Raw genomic sequence first — 14807 nt, 5'->3', positions numbered from 1 at the left:
GTCCGCCCCCGGGGCGTCCGCCGGCGGGGGGTCGGGCCGCCCGCGCTGGGGGGCGCCGCCCTCCTGGTGGCGCCGCGCCTGGCGGGGGCCCCGCCCCGCGACGTGGTCGGCGAGGCGGCGCCGCAGGGCCGACCAGTGCTCGGGGTCGGCGAACCAGTCACCGGTCACGGGCTCGCCGATCGGCGGGCAGCCCATCGCGGCCAGCTCGGCCCCCGACAGCACGCCATGCCAGCGCAACAGGGCGACGAAGTCGGGCAGGCCGGCCTCGCCGAGCTCGGCGGCCCGCGCGGCGGCGGCCCCCCGGCGCCGCAGCGGAGCCGGGCGCACGTCCAGCACGTACACGCCGGCGATGATCTCGCGCAGTCCCGGTTCGCGGAGCAAGGCGCGATCGCCCGTCCTGAGCGGCAGGGCCCGGTCGAACGTGAGCCGGGCCGTGCCGGCTCCCAGCGCCCGGACGTGGACGGGCACGGCCGCCGATCCGACATGCAGGGTGGCCGCACCGCGCCGGCCCGCGTCCGGCGCCAGCCGGACGTCGGCGACCTGAGTCCGCAGCCAGGCGTCAGGCGTTACCAGCGCCATGCCGCGGGACAGGTCCGCACGGTCGACGCCGCGAAGGTTCACGGCGACCCGCGCGGTCGCGTGGACCACGTCCGTTTCCTGGTTGAGCGTCTGCAGCCCGCGGACTCTGACCCGGTGGCCGTCGACGTCCAGTTCGTCGCCGGTGCGGAGAGTCCCCTGAGCGAGCGTCCCGGTGACGACGGTCCCCGCGCCCTTGACCGTGAACACCCGGTCGATCCACAGCCGGACCGCTCCCTCGACGTCCGGGCCGGGAAGCCCGGCGACGAGCTCGGCCAGGGCTCTCTCCAGTTCGGGAAGGCCCGCGCCGGTCAGCCCGCTCACTGTCACGATCTCGGCCCCCGCCAGCCCCGTGCCGTCGAGGTGCTCCCGTGCCTGCCGTACCGCGCGCGTGGGGTCGGCCAGGTCGCAGCGGGTGACGACGACGAGGCCGTGCCGCACGCCCAGGGCGTCGAGCGCGGCCAGGTGCTCGGCGGACTGAGCCTGCCAGCCGCCGTCGGCGGCGACGACGAACATCACCGCCGGGACCGGCCCCACCCCGGCCAGCATGTTGGTGACGAACCGCTCATGCCCCGGTACATCGACGAACGCGATCCGCTCACCCCCGGGCAGCGTCCTCCAGGCGAACCCGAGGTCGATCGTCATGCCGCGGCGCCGTTCCTCCGCCCAGCGGTCGGGCTCCATCCCTGTCAGCGCCCTGACCAGCGTCGACTTCCCATGGTCGATGTGGCCGGCGGTGGCGATCACATGCACGCGCGCTCCACGGCCGCGGCGATGATCTCATCCTGGCCGGGGTCGACCGTGCGCAGGTCGAGGATCAGCCGCCCGCCGGTGACCCGGCCCACCACAGGGGGGTGGCCGGTGCGCAGCCGCACGGCGAGTTTCCCGTCCACGGCGATGCCCGCGCTGGGCAGTTCCACTCCCGGAGCGCCACCACCGCCGACCCTGGCGACGGTCTCGACCGCTTCCGCGCGGTCGCCCAGGCGCGCGGCCAGCCGCCGCGCGCGCTCGGCGAGCTCTTCGGCGGGTACGTGCAGCGCGACCTGCACCGGCGGGCGCGGGCCGCGCAACGTGGCCTCCAGCGCGGCGAGGGTGAGCTTGTCCACCCGCAGCGCCCGGGCGAGGGGGTGACGGCGCAACCGGTCCACCAGTGCCGCGTCGCCCAGCAGCAGACCCGCCTGCGGGCCGCCCAGCAGCTTGTCGCCGCTGGCGGTGACCAGCGCGGCTCCCGCGCGCAGGGTGCCGGCGGCGTCCGGCTCGCCGGGCAGCAGCGGCTCTGCTCGCAGGAGCCCCGAGCCGATGTCGGCGACCACCGGCGGGCCTGCCGTGGCCAGCTCCGCGACGGACACCTCCGAGGTGAAGCCCTCGATGCGGAAGTTGGACGGGTGCACCTTGAGGATGAAGCCGGTCTCCGGACCGCAGGCGTCCAGATAGTCCCGCAGGGACGTCCGGTTGGTGGCGCCGACCTCGCGTAACCTGGCGCCGGTCGACTGGAGGAGCTCGGGGATGCGGAAGCCGTCGCCGATCTCCACCAGCTCGCCGCGGCTGATGACGATCTCCTTGCCCTGGGCCAGGGCGGTCGCGGTCAGCACGAGCGCCGCCGCGTTGTTGTTGACCACATGGACCGCCGCCGCCTCCGGGACCGCCGCCGCCAGCGCCGCCAGCGCCGTACGGCCCCGTCGCGCCCGCCCGCCCTCGGCCAGGTCGAACTCCACGTCGGCGTAGTCGGCGGCGGCCCCGATCGCCGCCACCGCGGCACGGGACAACGGCGCCCGGCCCAGGTTGGTGTGCACGATCACGCCGGTGGCGTTGATGACGGAGCCGATGCCACTGGCCGTCGCCGGCAGCAGCGTCAGCACCGCGTCAACCGCCTCGTCCGGCTTGAGGACGCTCTCGCGAACACGCTGCTGCGCCGTCCGCACCGCGGCCTTGACCAGGTCGCGACCGAGTGCCTCCTGGGCGGCGACGAGCCGCGGGTCGGACAGCATGCTGTCGGTTCGCGGCACGCGACTGCGTAGATCCACTGACGGCTTCCCCCGCTGCTCGATGAGCGGAGGCGGACGGGAATCGAACCCGCCGCGCTGAGATCCTCAACGCCACTGGTTTTGAAGACCAGGAGGGCCACCAGGCACCTAAACGCCTCCAGAGGTGATCATAGTTTCATGACAGAGTTCAGACTGACGCAGTACGGCACCGGCGGTGGTTGTAGCTGCAAGATACCCCCCAATGAGCTGGAGACACTGGTGGCCGGGTTCGCCCGCACCGGCTCCGGCGGATCCCCGGCGGGGGACTTACTCGTGGGCATCGACCACGGGGACGACGCGGCCGTGGTCCAGGTGCCGGGTGACGCGTACGCCATGGTGGCGACAACCGACTTCTTCCCTCCTGTCGTCGACGACGCCTACGACTTCGGCCGGATCGCCGCCACCAACGCGCTGTCCGACGTGTACGCCGTCGGCGGCGAGCCGGTCATGGCGCTCAACCTGCTCGGCTGGCCTCGCGGGGTCCTGCCCCTCGAACTGGCTCGCGAGGTGCTGCGCGGCGGCTTCTCCGTCACCCAGGCCGCCGACTGCCATCTCGCGGGAGGTCACAGCATCGACGACCCGCACCCCAAGTACGGTCTCGCCGTCACCGGCCGCGCCCACCCCGACCGCCTGCTGCGCGTGGACGCCGGCGCGCCGGGTGTCCCGCTCACCCTCACGAAGCCGCTCGGCGTCGGAGTGCTGAACACCCGGCACAAGGCCACCGGTGAGGTGTTCGCCGAGGCGGTCGCCGTGATGACGACGCTCAACCGTGACGCCGCCCGCGCGGCCGTGGCGTCGGGGGCGCGCTGCGCCACCGACGTCACCGGCTTCGGCCTGCTGGGCCACCTGTACAAGCTCGCCCGCGCGAGCGGGGTCACCGCCGTCATCGACAGCGGCGCGATACCGTACGTCGCAGGCGCCCGTGAGGCCGTCCGTGACGGATACGTCAGCGGCGGCTCCCGCAGGAACCTGGACTGGGTGGCGCCCCACTGCGACTTCGGTGACGTTCCAGAAGACGAACGCCTGCTGCTGGCCGATGCGCAGACCTCGGGCGGGCTGCTCGTCGCCGGAGAGATCCCGGGCCACCCGATCATCGGCGAGCTCGTTCCCCGCGCCGAGTCGGTGCTGATCGTGAAATAGACCGGTCCTCCGGGGCGGTGCCGCGGCGTCAGGTCGGACGGCCGAAGCCGGATCGAGCCGGTCGCGCCGGCCTGGCGCCCGCCGCTGAGATTATTGACGCCCCTGTAAGGTCACCGCCGGGCAGGCGGCAGCCAACCCCGACGATCGCCACGCCCCGCTCTGTGAACATGCTGTCGTACACCGAACCTCCGCCCATCGACTACGGAGAGCAAGATGAAACTACTTTCCGTTTTGACGATGTTGAAGATATCGCTGCCCAGCCATCTGCGCAGGGCGATTGCGGCCGGTGACCCTCGTCCACCGGTTTCCGCGTAGAAGGTTTGGGAACCCCGCTGGTGCAGGAGCAGGCGACGAACAGGTCGAGGCCGCGCTCCCTGACCGCGTTGTCCAGCAATCATCGCCCAGCATGGGCGCCAAAGTGTCAGACAGTTCGACCAGCGGGTGGTGGTGCAAGACCCCGGCGGCGTGCACGACACCGCGCAGCAAAGGCGCCCGGAAACCAGGCGAAACCTTCCACCTTGCGCACGCCCGCGCGCTGCACCCCTCGAACCCCACGCGAACGCGGGCGTCCGTAACCACTTCAGCTGCTGCCTGCACTCCGGTACGCAAGCTGCCGACGCAGCTCCAGGTTCTCGCCATGGGCGCATTCCAGAGCCTCGCGCAGCGCGGCGATCTGCCCCCGGTGAGCACGCTTCAGCCGCGCGATCTCCGCCGTCAGAACGAGCACAACCTGGTCACTGTCCGCCTTCTCGGACGCTGTGCGATCCGTTTGGGCCTGCCGGAGCCTGCCGCACGCGCAGCTGCTCGATCCGCCGACGCAGGACGGGATGGCCGTACAGAAAGGAATGCGACACCCCGGCTTCCCGCTGCACGGCCTGAAATGTCACCGCGGCGCCGTCCCTGATAAGCCGTTTGATGGCCTCCTCGGCGGCCTTCACCTTGGTCTCGGACTTGCGCCGGGCCGCCGCGCCGAGCGCGTCGATGCGGCGTTGCCGCCGCGGCTCGGCGGCCGCGGATGGTGTCGCGGTCATGGCGTGCTCCTGCGGTGCCGGGTGGTGTCGATGGTGATCGGGACGGGCCCGCCGGTGGGGGCACTGGCACCTTGGACCGCGCGCCCCGGCGCGGCGGCCATCGCGGCCAGGAGCTTGACCAGGGCGTCGCGTTCGGCGCTGCGCTGGCCAAGCCAGACGTTGTCGGCCGGCATCGGCACGCCGTGGCGGACCTCGAACGCGGCCGTTGTACGTTCGATGAGCTCGTTGGTCTCGGCCAGCTGCCTCTGCAGGGAGTCGATATGGCTGTCGTCGGTGACGAAGACGCCGCAGGTGAGGCAGGCGTGCCCTTGTCGCACTGCTGCAGCGGCGGCAGGAGGCAAAAGGTGGTGGTCAGGAAGCGGTCGGCTCGGTTGAACAGGTGCAGGCCATCGTGGTCTTCGCGGGTGAAGGCGATCAGCGTGCCATCGGCCTTGAACTTGCGGGTGGCCTCGAAGGCCTGTTCGGCGTCCCGGTGAGCGATGTAGTGCATCGACATGGTGAGGCTGGCGTGGCCGGCATAGCGTTGCAGGACGTGGATGGGTAGACCGAGTTCGGCCAGGCGGGTCGGCCGGGTGTGCCGGAAGCGGTGCGTGTGGCTGAGATGCACGCGCCGTCCGGTGCTGTCGGTGATCTGGGCGAGGTCACTGAAAGCGGCAAGGGCTTGGTTGTAGGAAGCCCCGGGGAAGGCTTTGGTGCCGCCCGCGTTGGCCTTGCGCTGAGGGAAGAGGTAACGGGTTTCGGCACGGAGGTGCCGACGGACCCAGTCCTGCTGCTCCTCGATGAGGGCGACAACCTCGGCGTCGACGAGGATCGTGTCGGGCGCCCGCCCGATCTTGCTCTGCGCGTAGTGGAAGCGCGACCTGCTCTCTCTCGGCTGCCTGCACCGCACGATCCGTGGCCGGCGACAAGCAGGCGAACTCGCAACGCAGGATCTCGCTGGCGCGGCGGCCGGTCAGGATCTGCGGCAGCAGCATCCGCATGACCTGCGGCTCGCCTTGCCCGGCCAGCTCGTACTGCTGTCCGCTGATGGTCACCCTCACCGTCTCGTCGGCGGCGGCGCCCAGCACCGGCAGGTACGCAGTGATGTGGGCCAAGGCGTGATCGTCGATGTAGTTGCCCTCGTTCAGGACCGGTGGCGTGGTCAATCTGGAGGTGGGCCCAGGTCGCTGGGTGTGCCGGATCGAGGCGGTCCCACGGTGTGGGGCCGAGAATTCTCCGGGACGCTGTCCCAGAGGCGGAAGGCCGCCGCCAGGCGCGCAACCTGGCTCAGATCGGTGGCCGGCGCGGAAGGGTCGGGCAACGTCTGTAACCAGTGATCGAGCCGCAGCAGCGCGTGCACACAACAAGCTCCCACTGTCTCCGCAGGGACGAGCAGGGCGGCTACTCGGATGTTCGGCTCCGTCCCGTTGTTCCGGGCCGGAGCACGGCGTATATCCCCTGCGAGCTCTCTCCACATCGCCAGGCAAGAAGCCACTTCGATCTATGTCGGGTCCTCCCCGCCCCGATTTGCTAAATTCCTTGCGCAATGTGGCAAATGTTGCTTAGGGGAGGGCGGATGCGCAGGTGGACTGCCCCATCCGTGATCGGCTGGACGCTCGCGTCAATCGTTGTGCCGGGTGCCGCGCACTTGCGCGCCGGGCGCAAGCGTACCGGTCTGATCATGGTGGGCATCTTCGGTGTGCTGCTGATCGGTGCCGTGGTCGCGCTGGTCAACGCCCAGGCACTGGCTGGTCTGTTGCTCGATCCAACCTGGCTGGGCGTGGTCATAGGCTTGTGCGTGGTGGGCGGGCTGGCCTGGGCCGGGGTCGTGATCAGCTCCTATGTAGTGCTGCGCCCCGGCAGGCTGGGCAGCCGGGGTCAACTCGGCACGGGCGCCGTCGCAGGCGTGCTGGCGGTGGCCGTGGCGCTGCCCTTCGGACTGATCGCCACGACCGCCCACACCTCTGACGACGCGCTCGGCGAGGTCTTCAAGTCCTCGCCGACCCGGCCGATCGATCACAAGGATCCATGGCAGGGGCGCGATCGGCTCAACATCGCGCTGCTGGGCGGCGACGGCGCGGGCTCACGCAAGGGGGTGAGCATCCGTACCGACAGCATCAACGTGGTCAGCATCAATGTCCGCACGGGCGACTCGGTGGTCTTCGCGTTGCCGCGAGAGATGGAGAACGTGCCGTTCCCACCGGGTTCCGCGCTGGCCAAGCGGTTCCCGCCGCCGAAGAACTTCTGGCTGCCGCCGGGCCAGGGTCGCGGCTCCGCCGACCTGATCAACGGCATCTGGGCCTACGCCGACACGCACCCCGAGGTCGCCGGCCACTCCCCCAGCCGTGCCCCGGAGGCGGTCAAGGGCGCGCTCGGCCAGATCCTCGGCCTCAAGGTCGATTACTACATGCTCGTCAACATGTGGGGCGTGGCGCGCCTGATCGACGCCCTCGGCGGCGTCACCATCCATGTCGAGCAGGACATCTGCTACGGCGTGGGCCGCTCCGACGGCGGCGTGGTCAAGGCCGGCACCCGCACCCTCGACGGCGCCCAGGCTCTCTGGTACGGCCGGGCCCGCGACCATCCGGGCAGCACCTGCGCGGGCGCCGACAACCACACCAGGATGCGCCGCCAGCAGTGCGTGATGAGCGCCATGCTCACCCAACTCAACCCGAGCAACGTGCTGCTGAAGTTCAACGCCCTGGCCAGGGCGGCCAAGCAGACCTTCCGCACCGACATCCCGCGTGACCTGCTGCAGGACCTGGTCCCGCTGGCTCAGCAGGTCAAGACCGCCCGGGTGTCCAAGCTGAACTTCGTTCCGCCCGCCTACAACCCGGCCTACCCGGATTATGTGCGCATCCGTAAGTCGGTGAGGGCGGCCATCGCGCGCTCCCGCGGCTCGGGCAAGGTCGTCCGCGCCGAGGCCGCCTCTCCTTCCCCTGTGAGTACGGCGACCGCCACGCGCTCGCCACGTCCGCTCACCCAGCAATCCGGCCGGCTGGACACGCTGAACTCATCGTGCGTGCCCGCGAAGAAGGGAACCTAGCTACTTGCCCTGAAAAAGGCGGTGACCCTTGATCAAATAGCCGTGGATGTCAGTGAAGCGCGGGTGTGGAGGTGCCGCACCTGGCCTCAGGTCCCCGGCGCTCGCCCGCTGATGACCGTCATCCGCTGGAGGCTGTAGGCGAAGATTCCGGGCCCTGCGCCGGTTCGGGCGCCTGCGTGGTGGCAAAACCGGGTGCGGCGCAGTCCGAAGGCGCGCTTGAGATGGTTGAGTGGCGGCGAACCACGACACCCGTCTGCTCCCCAGGACCAGCGCCATGGCGCCCAACGCGCACGATCCAGCCGTGATCGCACGGCCGGAGTTCACGCACGAGCTTCCCGAACAGCTACGCGGCGACGCCGGAGGTAGATCATCAGCACCAGCAGGCCCATGATGTGGGTCATCCCCGGCAGGGCGGTCAGCAGCGCACCCACCACACGCCGCATGCTGGGCACCGCTAACTAAGACCACCAGCGGCGCCCGCGGCGCTGACATAGATCCAGAGACCGAGAGGAGCGTGATCACCACGATGGCGGTGTCGAACCAGTTCCACGGGTGCTGATGAACGCCTGCGGTAGGCATGCAAGCACGCGACGATCTCGACCGTGAAGACCGCCAACGCGATCCGGTCGATCAGGTACGTGCCCGTCTCGCAGCCGATGATGATCGCATTGATGACCGCCCGCTGCGTCACACTGTGCTCCAGGGGCGGCACTAACGCGTTCCTGCTCAGACGAACTCCAGCCCCCGGCCGATGATCGCCAGGTTCGAGCATCGTAGTGCGGGCCATTGGGCTCGAGTTTCCGACAGCCAACCGGTACGCCCCGGTTGGCTACGGTAGGTACGCATCGGCTAGCGTCCATGGCAGCGCGCACGGGCGCGGGCCCCCCGCGCCATCCGGTGCCGACCGGGGCACGGCACGATGGGAAGGAACGATGACAGCGAACCCGGGCAAGTCTCGCTGCACACCCAAAGGGGGATCGACCCGGTGAGTGTAGCTCTGGGCCTGCTGGCCATTTTCCTGCTCACCGCGGCCACCGGCTACTTCGTCGCTCAGGAGTTCGCCTACGTCAGCGCCGACCGCCTCGCCCTGTCCGCGCAGGCCACATTGGGCGACAAGAAGGCGGCCAAGGCCGTCAAGGTGATGGAGCGGCTGTCGTTCATGCTGTCCGGGGCGCAGCTCGGCATCACCGTCACCGCACTGGTTGTCGGTTTCATCGCCCGCCCGGCGCTGGCCGAACTGATCGCGCCAGGGCTGACCGCGCTCGGCATGCCGTCGGGCATGGTCGGAGCAGTGGCACTGGCGATCGGCTTCGCGCTGGCCACCGTCATCCAGATGGTGCTGGGCGAGCTCGCCCCCAAGAACCTCGCCCTGGCCAGGCCCGAGCCGCTCGCCCGCGCCCTGGCCGCCTCCACCCTGGTCTACCTGACCGTCGCGGGCCCGATCATCAAGCTGTTCGACGCCGCGGCCAACAAGCTGCTGCGCGCGGTCGGCATCGAGCCGGTCGAGGAGCTCCACCATGGCGCCACCCTGGAGGAGCTCGGCCACATCATCGGCGAGTCCGAAGCCCACGGCCACCTGCCCGGCAGCCACGCCGACGTGCTGGAGCGGGCACTGGCCTTCTCCGACCACACCGCAGAAGAGGTCATGGTCCCCCGCGTCGAGGTGATCGCCATCAGCGGCACCGCCACCGTCACCGACCTGGACCAGCTCATCGCCGCACACGGCCACACCCACTACCCCGTGCTCGGCACCACCCTCGACGACGTGATCGGCCTGGTCAGCCTGCACGACGTGGCCGCCGTCCCGGCCGACAAGGCCCACGAGACCCGCCTCGCCGACCTCGCCCACGACGTGCTCATCGTCCCCTTCTCCCTTTCGCTTCCCGACCTCGTCCAGCAGCTGCACGAGCGCGGCGAGGAGGTGGCGTGCGTCGTCGACGAGCACGGCGGCCTGGCCGGGCTGCTCACCTGGGAGGACGTGGCCGAGGAGCTCGTCGGCGAGATCGCCGACGAGAACGACCGCGCCACCCCCACAGCGGTACGCCGCGACGGCGGATGGGAGCTGGACGCCGACCTGCGCATCGACGAGATCGCCCTCGCCACCGACCTGCAACTGCCCGACGAGGACGAGTACGACACCCTCGCCGGGCTCATCCTGCACCGGCTCGGCCGCTTCGCCGCGCCCGGCGACGTCATCACCGTCGAACTGCCCGCCACCCTCGACCCCGACGCGCCCACCCACGCCCGCGTCGAGGTCCTGACCCTCAACCGGCACGTCCCCGAACGCGTCCGCCTGACCCCCTACCGCGAAGAGGAGCAGTCGTGAGCCTGTCCACCGGCCTCGTGCTGACCCTGCTCCTGCTGCTGGGCAACGGCTTCTTCGTCGCCGCCGAGTTCGCCCTGGTCGCCGCCAAGCGCCACCGCCTGGAGAAGGCCGCCGCCCAGGGCAGCAAGGCCGCGGCGGCCGCCCTGGCGGGCATCAAGGAGCTGTCGCTGATGCTCGCGGGCGCCCAGCTCGGCATCACGCTGTGCTCGCTCGGCCTCGGTGTGGTCTCCGAGCCGCTCATCGCCGGTACGCTCACCCCGCTGTTCAACGCCGTCGGCCTGCCCGAAGCCGCCGCCCACACGGTCGCCTTCGTCATCGCGCTGGCCCTCGTGACCTTCCTCCACATGGTGCTCGGCGAGATGGCGCCCAAGTCCTGGGCCATCGCCCATCCCGAACGCTCGGCCACCATCCTGGCGCTGCCGTTCCGCGGCTTCACCCTGCTGGTCCGCCCGCTGATCAGCGCGCTGAACGCCATCACCAACGGCCTGCTACGGTTGTTCAGAGTCCACCCGCGTGAGGAGGGCGCCAATCCGCGCACCCCCGCACAGCTCCAGCACCTGGTGGAGGAGTCTCGTCGGCTCGGGCTCATCGAGGCCGACGACCACGCCGTGCTCAGCCAGGCCCTGCGTGCCCCGAGCACCGACATCGCCCCGCTGATCATCCCGGTGGAGAAGGTCGTCACCGTGCCCGCCGCAGCGACCCCCCAGCAGGTGATCGACGTGGCCGTGCGCACCAAGCTCTCCCGCCTGATCGTCGGCCCGATCACCGACCCGGTAGGCGTGGTCCACGTACGCGACGCGTACCTGGCCCACAGGCGCAACGCTGCATCGACGGCCAAGCAGCTCGCCTACCGCCTTCCGGTGCTACCGCCCGGCGTCTCGGTCGCCAAGGCGGTGGCCAGGCTACGTGAGGCGCACAGCCAGATAGCCCTGATCCGGACCGAGGCGGGCCACGTCGAGGGCCTCATCGCCCTGGACGACCTCCTGACCACCCTGCTCGTCCCCGCCTGACACCCCACGCCAAGGCGCGCATATCACCCGCAGGAACTCATAGAGATCCAGCACCCACACCAGCAGCCATAACATGGTGTGCCGCTCGAATATTGAGTTACGTGTCCTGAGCTGCGGTTACGCGGCGTGGCGGTATTCGCTGATCATGCCTGCGACGACGGGTTTCCGGCGGATGGATCGCAGGTCGTTGAGGTCGGTCACGTCGCGGGCGGCCTGCGTTACGGTGTCCGGGGGCCGTTGGTGCCGGGACTGGTGCGGCCGGTGCCCGTTGTAGTGGATCAGATACTCCTGGAGCACGAGGGCCAGGTGGCGTTCATTGAGGATCAGAATCCGGTCCAGGAGTTCACGGCGCAGGGTGGTGATGGTCCATAGCCCTTCGGCTGTGAAGACCTCCCGAAAAGCGACGGTGAAGAGCGGGTCCCGATCGTGGATCAAGAACCGTAGCCCGGCGATGCACTCCCCCAGGCCCATCACCAGGTTGCGGGCCTGCTGCACCCTCCACGCCCCGGTCGGGTGCGCGCTCACCCCACCCAGATGCAGCCGCCGGGTACCGTGCTCGATGAAGACCAGCACATACAGCCGTTTGAGCAGCAGTGTCTCGACCACCAGGAAGCCACACACGATGATCGCATGGGCCTGAGCGGTCAGGAACTGCCGCCAGCCCGGCCCAGCCCGGCGGGGCGCCGGATCGATACCGGCCGCGCCCAGGATCTCCCACACCGTGGACGCCGCGATCGGGAACCCCAGCCGGGCCAACTCGCCCTGGATTCTCCTGTGCCCCCAGATCGGGTGCTCCCGCGCCATCCGAACAATCAGTGCCTTGACCGGCCGGCGGGTGCAGGGCCGCCCCGGGCTCCGCCTCCCGGTGAAGGTCCACTTCCGCGCCACGAGGTTGCGATGCCAGCGCAAGATTGTCGCCGGGGTGACCGGGAACACCTCCGCCCACCGGCGGCGCTGGACCAGCCGCGACAACGCCGCAAGCCAGAGCCCTGGCGGCGTGACCCCGCTGCGGCCGGACACCGAGCTGACGTCGAAGCACCTGGCTCTCGTGACGCAGCACCAGTAGCTCAGCTTCCTTGGACAAATCAGAGCGGACCAGCACCGCCACAAGGCTGCACAAGCACCGAACCACCCTGTAGATCAGCGACAACGACACCCCGCGATGGTGACAGCCGCCGCACTGATCGCGCAGCAGAACCCCAGCTCAGAGCCCGAAACCGTGTTTTCGAGCGGGACACGGTGCATGCGACTACCGTGGCTCCCCGCCGCGGATGAGCTGGTGCGGGGCGGGCGCCGTCGGCCCGGCTCGGTCAGATGTGCTCCAGGACGACCACGGGGATCTGCCTGCGGCTTTTGGCCTCGTAGGTCCGGTAGACCGGCGCGAGCTCGGTCATCATGCGCCAGAGCCGCTCCCGCTCCGGCCCTTCGGCGGTACGCGCTCGGGCGGTGAACCGCTCGCCGAGGATCTGCACTCCGACCTCCGGGTTGGCCACCACGTTGAGGTACCACGCGGGGTGCGTGTGGGTGATGGCCGAGCCGGACGCCACCAGCACGTAGCGGCCGTCGTCCTCACCGAAGAACAGCCCCGTGCGCAGCCACCGGCCCGACTTCCTGCCCTTGACGGTGAGGACGAGGTTGGTCACCCCTCCTTCCAGATAGCCGTCACGGCCGTCCGTGGCCAGGTAGCGGAGGACGTGCTCGGCGACCGAGGGGTCAGGGCTGTCGGCGGCGTCGTCCCACATCAGCGGTCTCCGGCGATGCCTTGGGCGGACCCGGCATCGGCCGCGAGCTCACGCTCGGCCGTGCCGCAGGCGTATCCGGCGTTCGAGACGAGCACGCCAGCCGTGCCATTTGCAGCGGCATGGGCGGTATGACCTGTAAGTGCGCCGGCGCCTATTGCGTGGTCACGTGCAGTTGTACCTGTTGCGTTGAGGTCGAAGCGCGGAGTCGCGTGCCGTTGGGTGGTGCAGGGTCGAGGAGTCATTTGAGTGCCTTTCTGTGCACAGGTTCGAAATCTTCACTGATCTCCGTGAGCTGTTTGAGCTGGTGGAACGCTGGCTAACCGGTGGAGAACCCGGTGCCTGCAGGGTGATGGGAAGGTCTGCGTGCGCCCCTCTGTGAGGAGAACGAACTGGTCCCGGTGTGGCGCCGTTCGAAAGGCGCCAGGGCCGGGGACGAGACACATGGATTCCTGCCGATCCCACTCAGACCGGCTGTTCATCTCGGCTTGCACCGTCGACCTTGAGGGGGATCGCCTCGGTGGTCTCCGCAGGCTGCGCCGTGGCCGCGTTGGCGGGAGGTACGTGGCGGAGCATGGTGAGGGCGAGGATCGTAAGTGCGGTGACCAGAATCGCTCCGATGAGGGCTACGACGTTGAGGCCGGATGCGAAGGCCTCGCGGGCGGGTGTGATGATCTGGTCGGCCATCGATCCGGGCAGGTCACGGGTGGCGTCCAGGGCCCGGGCGAGGGTGTCTCGGCTGGCGGCAGCCACCCAGGCCGGGGTATCGGCGGGGAGTTCGCCGGCGACGCCGTTGCGATAGACGGTGGTGCCGAGGCTGCCCAGGGATCAGTCCGACGGCGGTGACGTTGCCAGGGCGGATCCGGCGGGCCACGATCGGGGCGAACATCGACGAGGCGATCAAGAGCCCCGCGGCGGGCAGCAGCCAAAGGCCCGCCTTCAGCGGCGTGAGTCCGGCGACCATCTGCAGGTACTGGGTGACGAAGAGGTAGATGCCGCCCATGGCGACGGCGGCGAAGAGCATCACGCCGAGGGCGACGCTGAAGGCCCGGCTGCGGAACAGGCTCAGGTCCAGCATCGGGTTCTCGAGCCGTAGTTGACGGCGGGTGAAGATGATGCCGAAGGCCAGGCCGACCACCAGGGCGATCAGGGGCGCGCTCTGCACACCGTGCTTGGCGATCTCCTTGACGCCGTAGATGGCGGGCAGCATGGCGGCCAGAGACAGGACGACGCTGATCAGATCGATCCGGCCTGCGTTCTCGTCCTTGTACTCGGGCAGCAGCAGCGGTCCGGTGATCAGCAGCAGAGCCATCACGGGGACGGCGAGGAGGAAGACCGAACTCCACCAGAACGCCTCCAGCATGGCTCCGCCGACGACCGGGCCGAGCGCGATGCCCACGGAGAAGCTGGCAGCCCAGATCCCGATGGCGGTGCCCCGCTGTTTGGGGTCCTGGAACATGTTGCTGATCAGGGCAAGTGTGGAGGGCATGAGGGTCGCGCCCGCGATGCCGAGCAGAGCCCGGGCGGCGATCAGCATCGCGGGGCTTCCGGCGTAGGCGGCGAGCAGCGAGGCGGCGCCGAAGGCCAGCCCACCGCTGAGCAGCAGCTTGCGCCGGCCGATACGGTCGCCCAGGGTACCCGCGGTGACCAGGAACCCGGCGATCATGAAGGCGTAGATATCGATGATCCACAGCATCTGGGTGCTGCTGGGTGCAAGCGCCGCTCCCAGGTGCGGCACTGCCAGATGCAGGAGGGTCACGTCCAGCGACAGCAGGACGCTGGGCAGGGCCAGCATCGCGAGCCCGGTCCACTCCCGCCGGCCGGCTCGTGTACGGCCCACGGCACTACTCGAAGTCATGGGTCTGACCTTTCGGTTCTTCTGATCACAGGCCGCCGCCCCGCACATGGGCCGGGCGGCGGCCGGAAGCGGGGGCTA

18 protein-coding genes, 1 tRNA gene and 1 pseudogene are annotated in these 14807 nt (G+C 69.9%); 7 read left to right on the top strand and 13 right to left on the bottom strand.

Annotated features, from left to right (window positions below; genetic code table 11):
- From selB to ACWEPL_RS49715, 3 genes are all read right to left on the bottom strand, one after another.
- The coding region (selB, locus tag ACWEPL_RS49725) for a selenocysteine-specific translation elongation factor (protein WP_452440434.1) at positions 1–1329 on the bottom strand (1329 nt) is incomplete at its 3' end.
- Entirely contained in the window at positions 1320–2582 is a 1263-nt protein-coding gene (selA, locus tag ACWEPL_RS49720; RefSeq protein ID WP_350738626.1) for an L-seryl-tRNA(Sec) selenium transferase, read from the bottom strand. The genes selB and selA, both read right to left, overlap by 10 nt.
- Positions 2583–2626: 44 nt before the next feature.
- Positions 2627–2720 (bottom strand) — tRNA-Sec (locus ACWEPL_RS49715).
- Positions 2721–2738: 18 nt separating this feature from the next.
- On the opposite strand from ACWEPL_RS49715, the gene selD reads away from it, so the two are divergent.
- Positions 2739–3740: a selenide, water dikinase SelD gene (selD, locus tag ACWEPL_RS49710; protein ID WP_452440433.1), complete on the top strand. Its 1002-nt coding sequence runs from the start codon at positions 2739–2741 to the stop codon at positions 3738–3740.
- Positions 3741–4320: 580 nt separating this feature from the next.
- Here the strand turns inward: selD and ACWEPL_RS49705 are convergent.
- The 3 genes from ACWEPL_RS49705 to ACWEPL_RS49695 are packed head-to-tail and all read right to left on the bottom strand — an operon-like array spanning position 4321 to position 5088.
- Positions 4321–4467, bottom strand: coding sequence for a hypothetical protein (locus ACWEPL_RS49705; protein WP_363974083.1), 147 nt, complete (start codon positions 4465–4467; stop codon positions 4321–4323).
- Positions 4468–4474: 7 nt separating this feature from the next.
- Complete coding sequence (locus ACWEPL_RS49700) at positions 4475–4771, bottom strand: DUF6262 family protein (RefSeq protein ID WP_452440431.1); 297 nt, start codon at positions 4769–4771, stop codon at positions 4475–4477.
- On the bottom strand, positions 4768–5088 hold the full coding sequence (locus ACWEPL_RS49695) for a hypothetical protein (RefSeq protein WP_363973086.1): 321 nt from the start codon (positions 5086–5088) through the stop codon (positions 4768–4770). The genes ACWEPL_RS49700 and ACWEPL_RS49695 overlap by 4 nt, the downstream gene beginning before the upstream one ends.
- Positions 5089–5150: 62 nt before the next feature.
- Between ACWEPL_RS49695 and ACWEPL_RS49690 the strand changes: the two genes are divergently transcribed.
- Entirely contained in the window at positions 5151–5315 is a 165-nt protein-coding gene (locus ACWEPL_RS49690; RefSeq protein ID WP_452440430.1) for a hypothetical protein, read from the top strand.
- Here ACWEPL_RS49690 and ACWEPL_RS49685 read toward each other — a convergent pair.
- Positions 5295–5660: pseudogene (locus tag ACWEPL_RS49685) on the bottom strand (hypothetical protein); the annotation flags it as partial. The gene ACWEPL_RS49690 and the pseudogene ACWEPL_RS49685 overlap by 21 nt on opposite strands.
- A gap of 5 nt (positions 5661–5665) precedes the next feature.
- On the opposite strand from ACWEPL_RS49685, the gene ACWEPL_RS49680 reads away from it, so the two are divergent.
- Positions 5666–5872, top strand: coding sequence for a hypothetical protein (locus ACWEPL_RS49680; RefSeq protein WP_452440429.1), 207 nt, complete (start codon positions 5666–5668; stop codon positions 5870–5872).
- 559 nt (positions 5873–6431) lie between these two features.
- Positions 6432–7796 (top strand): LCP family protein, encoded by a 1365-nt coding sequence (locus ACWEPL_RS49675; protein ID WP_363973077.1) that lies wholly within the window; start codon positions 6432–6434, stop codon positions 7794–7796.
- A 320-nt stretch (positions 7797–8116) separates the two neighbouring features.
- Here ACWEPL_RS49675 and ACWEPL_RS49670 read toward each other — a convergent pair whose 3' ends face one another.
- A complete protein-coding gene (locus ACWEPL_RS49670; protein ID WP_363973074.1) occupies positions 8117–8239 on the bottom strand; it encodes a hypothetical protein in 123 nt (40 codons plus the stop codon).
- A gap of 11 nt (positions 8240–8250) precedes the next feature.
- Complete coding sequence (locus ACWEPL_RS49665; protein WP_363973071.1) at positions 8251–8487, bottom strand: hypothetical protein; 237 nt, start codon at positions 8485–8487, stop codon at positions 8251–8253.
- 294 nt (positions 8488–8781) lie between these two features.
- Here ACWEPL_RS49665 and ACWEPL_RS49660 point away from each other — a divergent pair, with 294 nt between their 5' ends.
- A complete protein-coding gene (locus ACWEPL_RS49660) occupies positions 8782–10122 on the top strand; it encodes a hemolysin family protein (protein WP_452440427.1) in 1341 nt (446 codons plus the stop codon).
- Positions 10119–11132, top strand: a complete 1014-nt coding sequence (locus ACWEPL_RS49655; protein WP_452440425.1) for a hemolysin family protein — start codon at positions 10119–10121, stop codon at positions 11130–11132. Before ACWEPL_RS49660 ends, ACWEPL_RS49655 begins: the two co-directional genes overlap by 4 nt.
- Positions 11133–11249: 117 nt before the next feature.
- On the opposite strand, the gene ACWEPL_RS49650 is transcribed toward ACWEPL_RS49655, so the two are convergent.
- Positions 11250–11936 carry a hypothetical protein gene (locus ACWEPL_RS49650; protein WP_452440423.1) on the bottom strand — a complete coding sequence of 229 codons (687 nt, stop codon included), beginning with the start codon at positions 11934–11936 and terminating at the stop codon, positions 11250–11252.
- A 16-nt stretch (positions 11937–11952) separates the two neighbouring features.
- Here ACWEPL_RS49650 and ACWEPL_RS49645 point away from each other — a divergent pair, with 16 nt between their 5' ends.
- Positions 11953–12198, top strand: coding sequence for a hypothetical protein (locus ACWEPL_RS49645; RefSeq protein WP_452440422.1), 246 nt, complete (start codon positions 11953–11955; stop codon positions 12196–12198).
- Positions 12199–12442: 244 nt separating this feature from the next.
- Here the strand turns inward: ACWEPL_RS49645 and ACWEPL_RS49640 are convergent, their stop codons facing one another.
- The 3 genes from ACWEPL_RS49640 to ACWEPL_RS49630 all read right to left on the bottom strand — a co-directional run bounded on the left by ACWEPL_RS49640 (position 12443) and on the right by ACWEPL_RS49630 (position 14729).
- Positions 12443–12874 carry a nitroreductase family deazaflavin-dependent oxidoreductase gene (locus tag ACWEPL_RS49640; protein WP_363973054.1) on the bottom strand — a complete coding sequence of 144 codons (432 nt, stop codon included), beginning with the start codon at positions 12872–12874 and terminating at the stop codon, positions 12443–12445.
- Between the two features lie 462 nt (positions 12875–13336).
- Complete coding sequence (locus tag ACWEPL_RS49635; protein ID WP_452440421.1) at positions 13337–13558, bottom strand: hypothetical protein; 222 nt, start codon at positions 13556–13558, stop codon at positions 13337–13339.
- 13 nt (positions 13559–13571) lie between these two features.
- The gene (locus ACWEPL_RS49630) at positions 13572–14729 is read right to left on the bottom strand and encodes an MFS transporter (RefSeq protein WP_452440420.1); all 1158 of its coding nucleotides are present in this window, start codon (positions 14727–14729) and stop codon (positions 13572–13574) included.
- Between the last annotated feature and the right edge of the window lie 78 nt (positions 14730–14807).

Source organism: Nonomuraea sp. NPDC004186 (assembly GCF_053603495.1).
Note: the sequence above shows the minus strand (reverse complement) of the source record. Positions and strands in the feature narration are given on the sequence as shown.

What these genes read in the sequence shown, in the direction of transcription:
- selD (WP_452440433.1), top strand. Translation starts at nt 2,739, where the DNA reads ATGACAGAGTTCAGACTGACGCAGTACGGCACCGGCGGTGGTTGTAGC.
- ACWEPL_RS49650 (WP_452440423.1), bottom strand. Translation starts at nt 11,936, where the DNA reads ATGGCGCGGGAGCACCCGATCTGGGGGCACAGGAGAATCCAGGGCGAG.
- ACWEPL_RS49700 (WP_452440431.1), bottom strand. Translation starts at nt 4,771, where the DNA reads ATGACCGCGACACCATCCGCGGCCGCCGAGCCGCGGCGGCAACGCCGC.
- ACWEPL_RS49675 (WP_363973077.1), top strand. Translation starts at nt 6,432, where the DNA reads ATGGTGGGCATCTTCGGTGTGCTGCTGATCGGTGCCGTGGTCGCGCTG.
- ACWEPL_RS49635 (WP_452440421.1), bottom strand. Translation starts at nt 13,558, where the DNA reads ATGGCCGACCAGATCATCACACCCGCCCGCGAGGCCTTCGCATCCGGC.
- ACWEPL_RS49670 (WP_363973074.1), bottom strand. Translation starts at nt 8,239, where the DNA reads ATGCGGCGTGTGGTGGGTGCGCTGCTGACCGCCCTGCCGGGGATGACC.
- ACWEPL_RS49630 (WP_452440420.1), bottom strand. Translation starts at nt 14,729, where the DNA reads ATGACTTCGAGTAGTGCCGTGGGCCGTACACGAGCCGGCCGGCGGGAG.
- ACWEPL_RS49640 (WP_363973054.1), bottom strand. Translation starts at nt 12,874, where the DNA reads ATGTGGGACGACGCCGCCGACAGCCCTGACCCCTCGGTCGCCGAGCAC.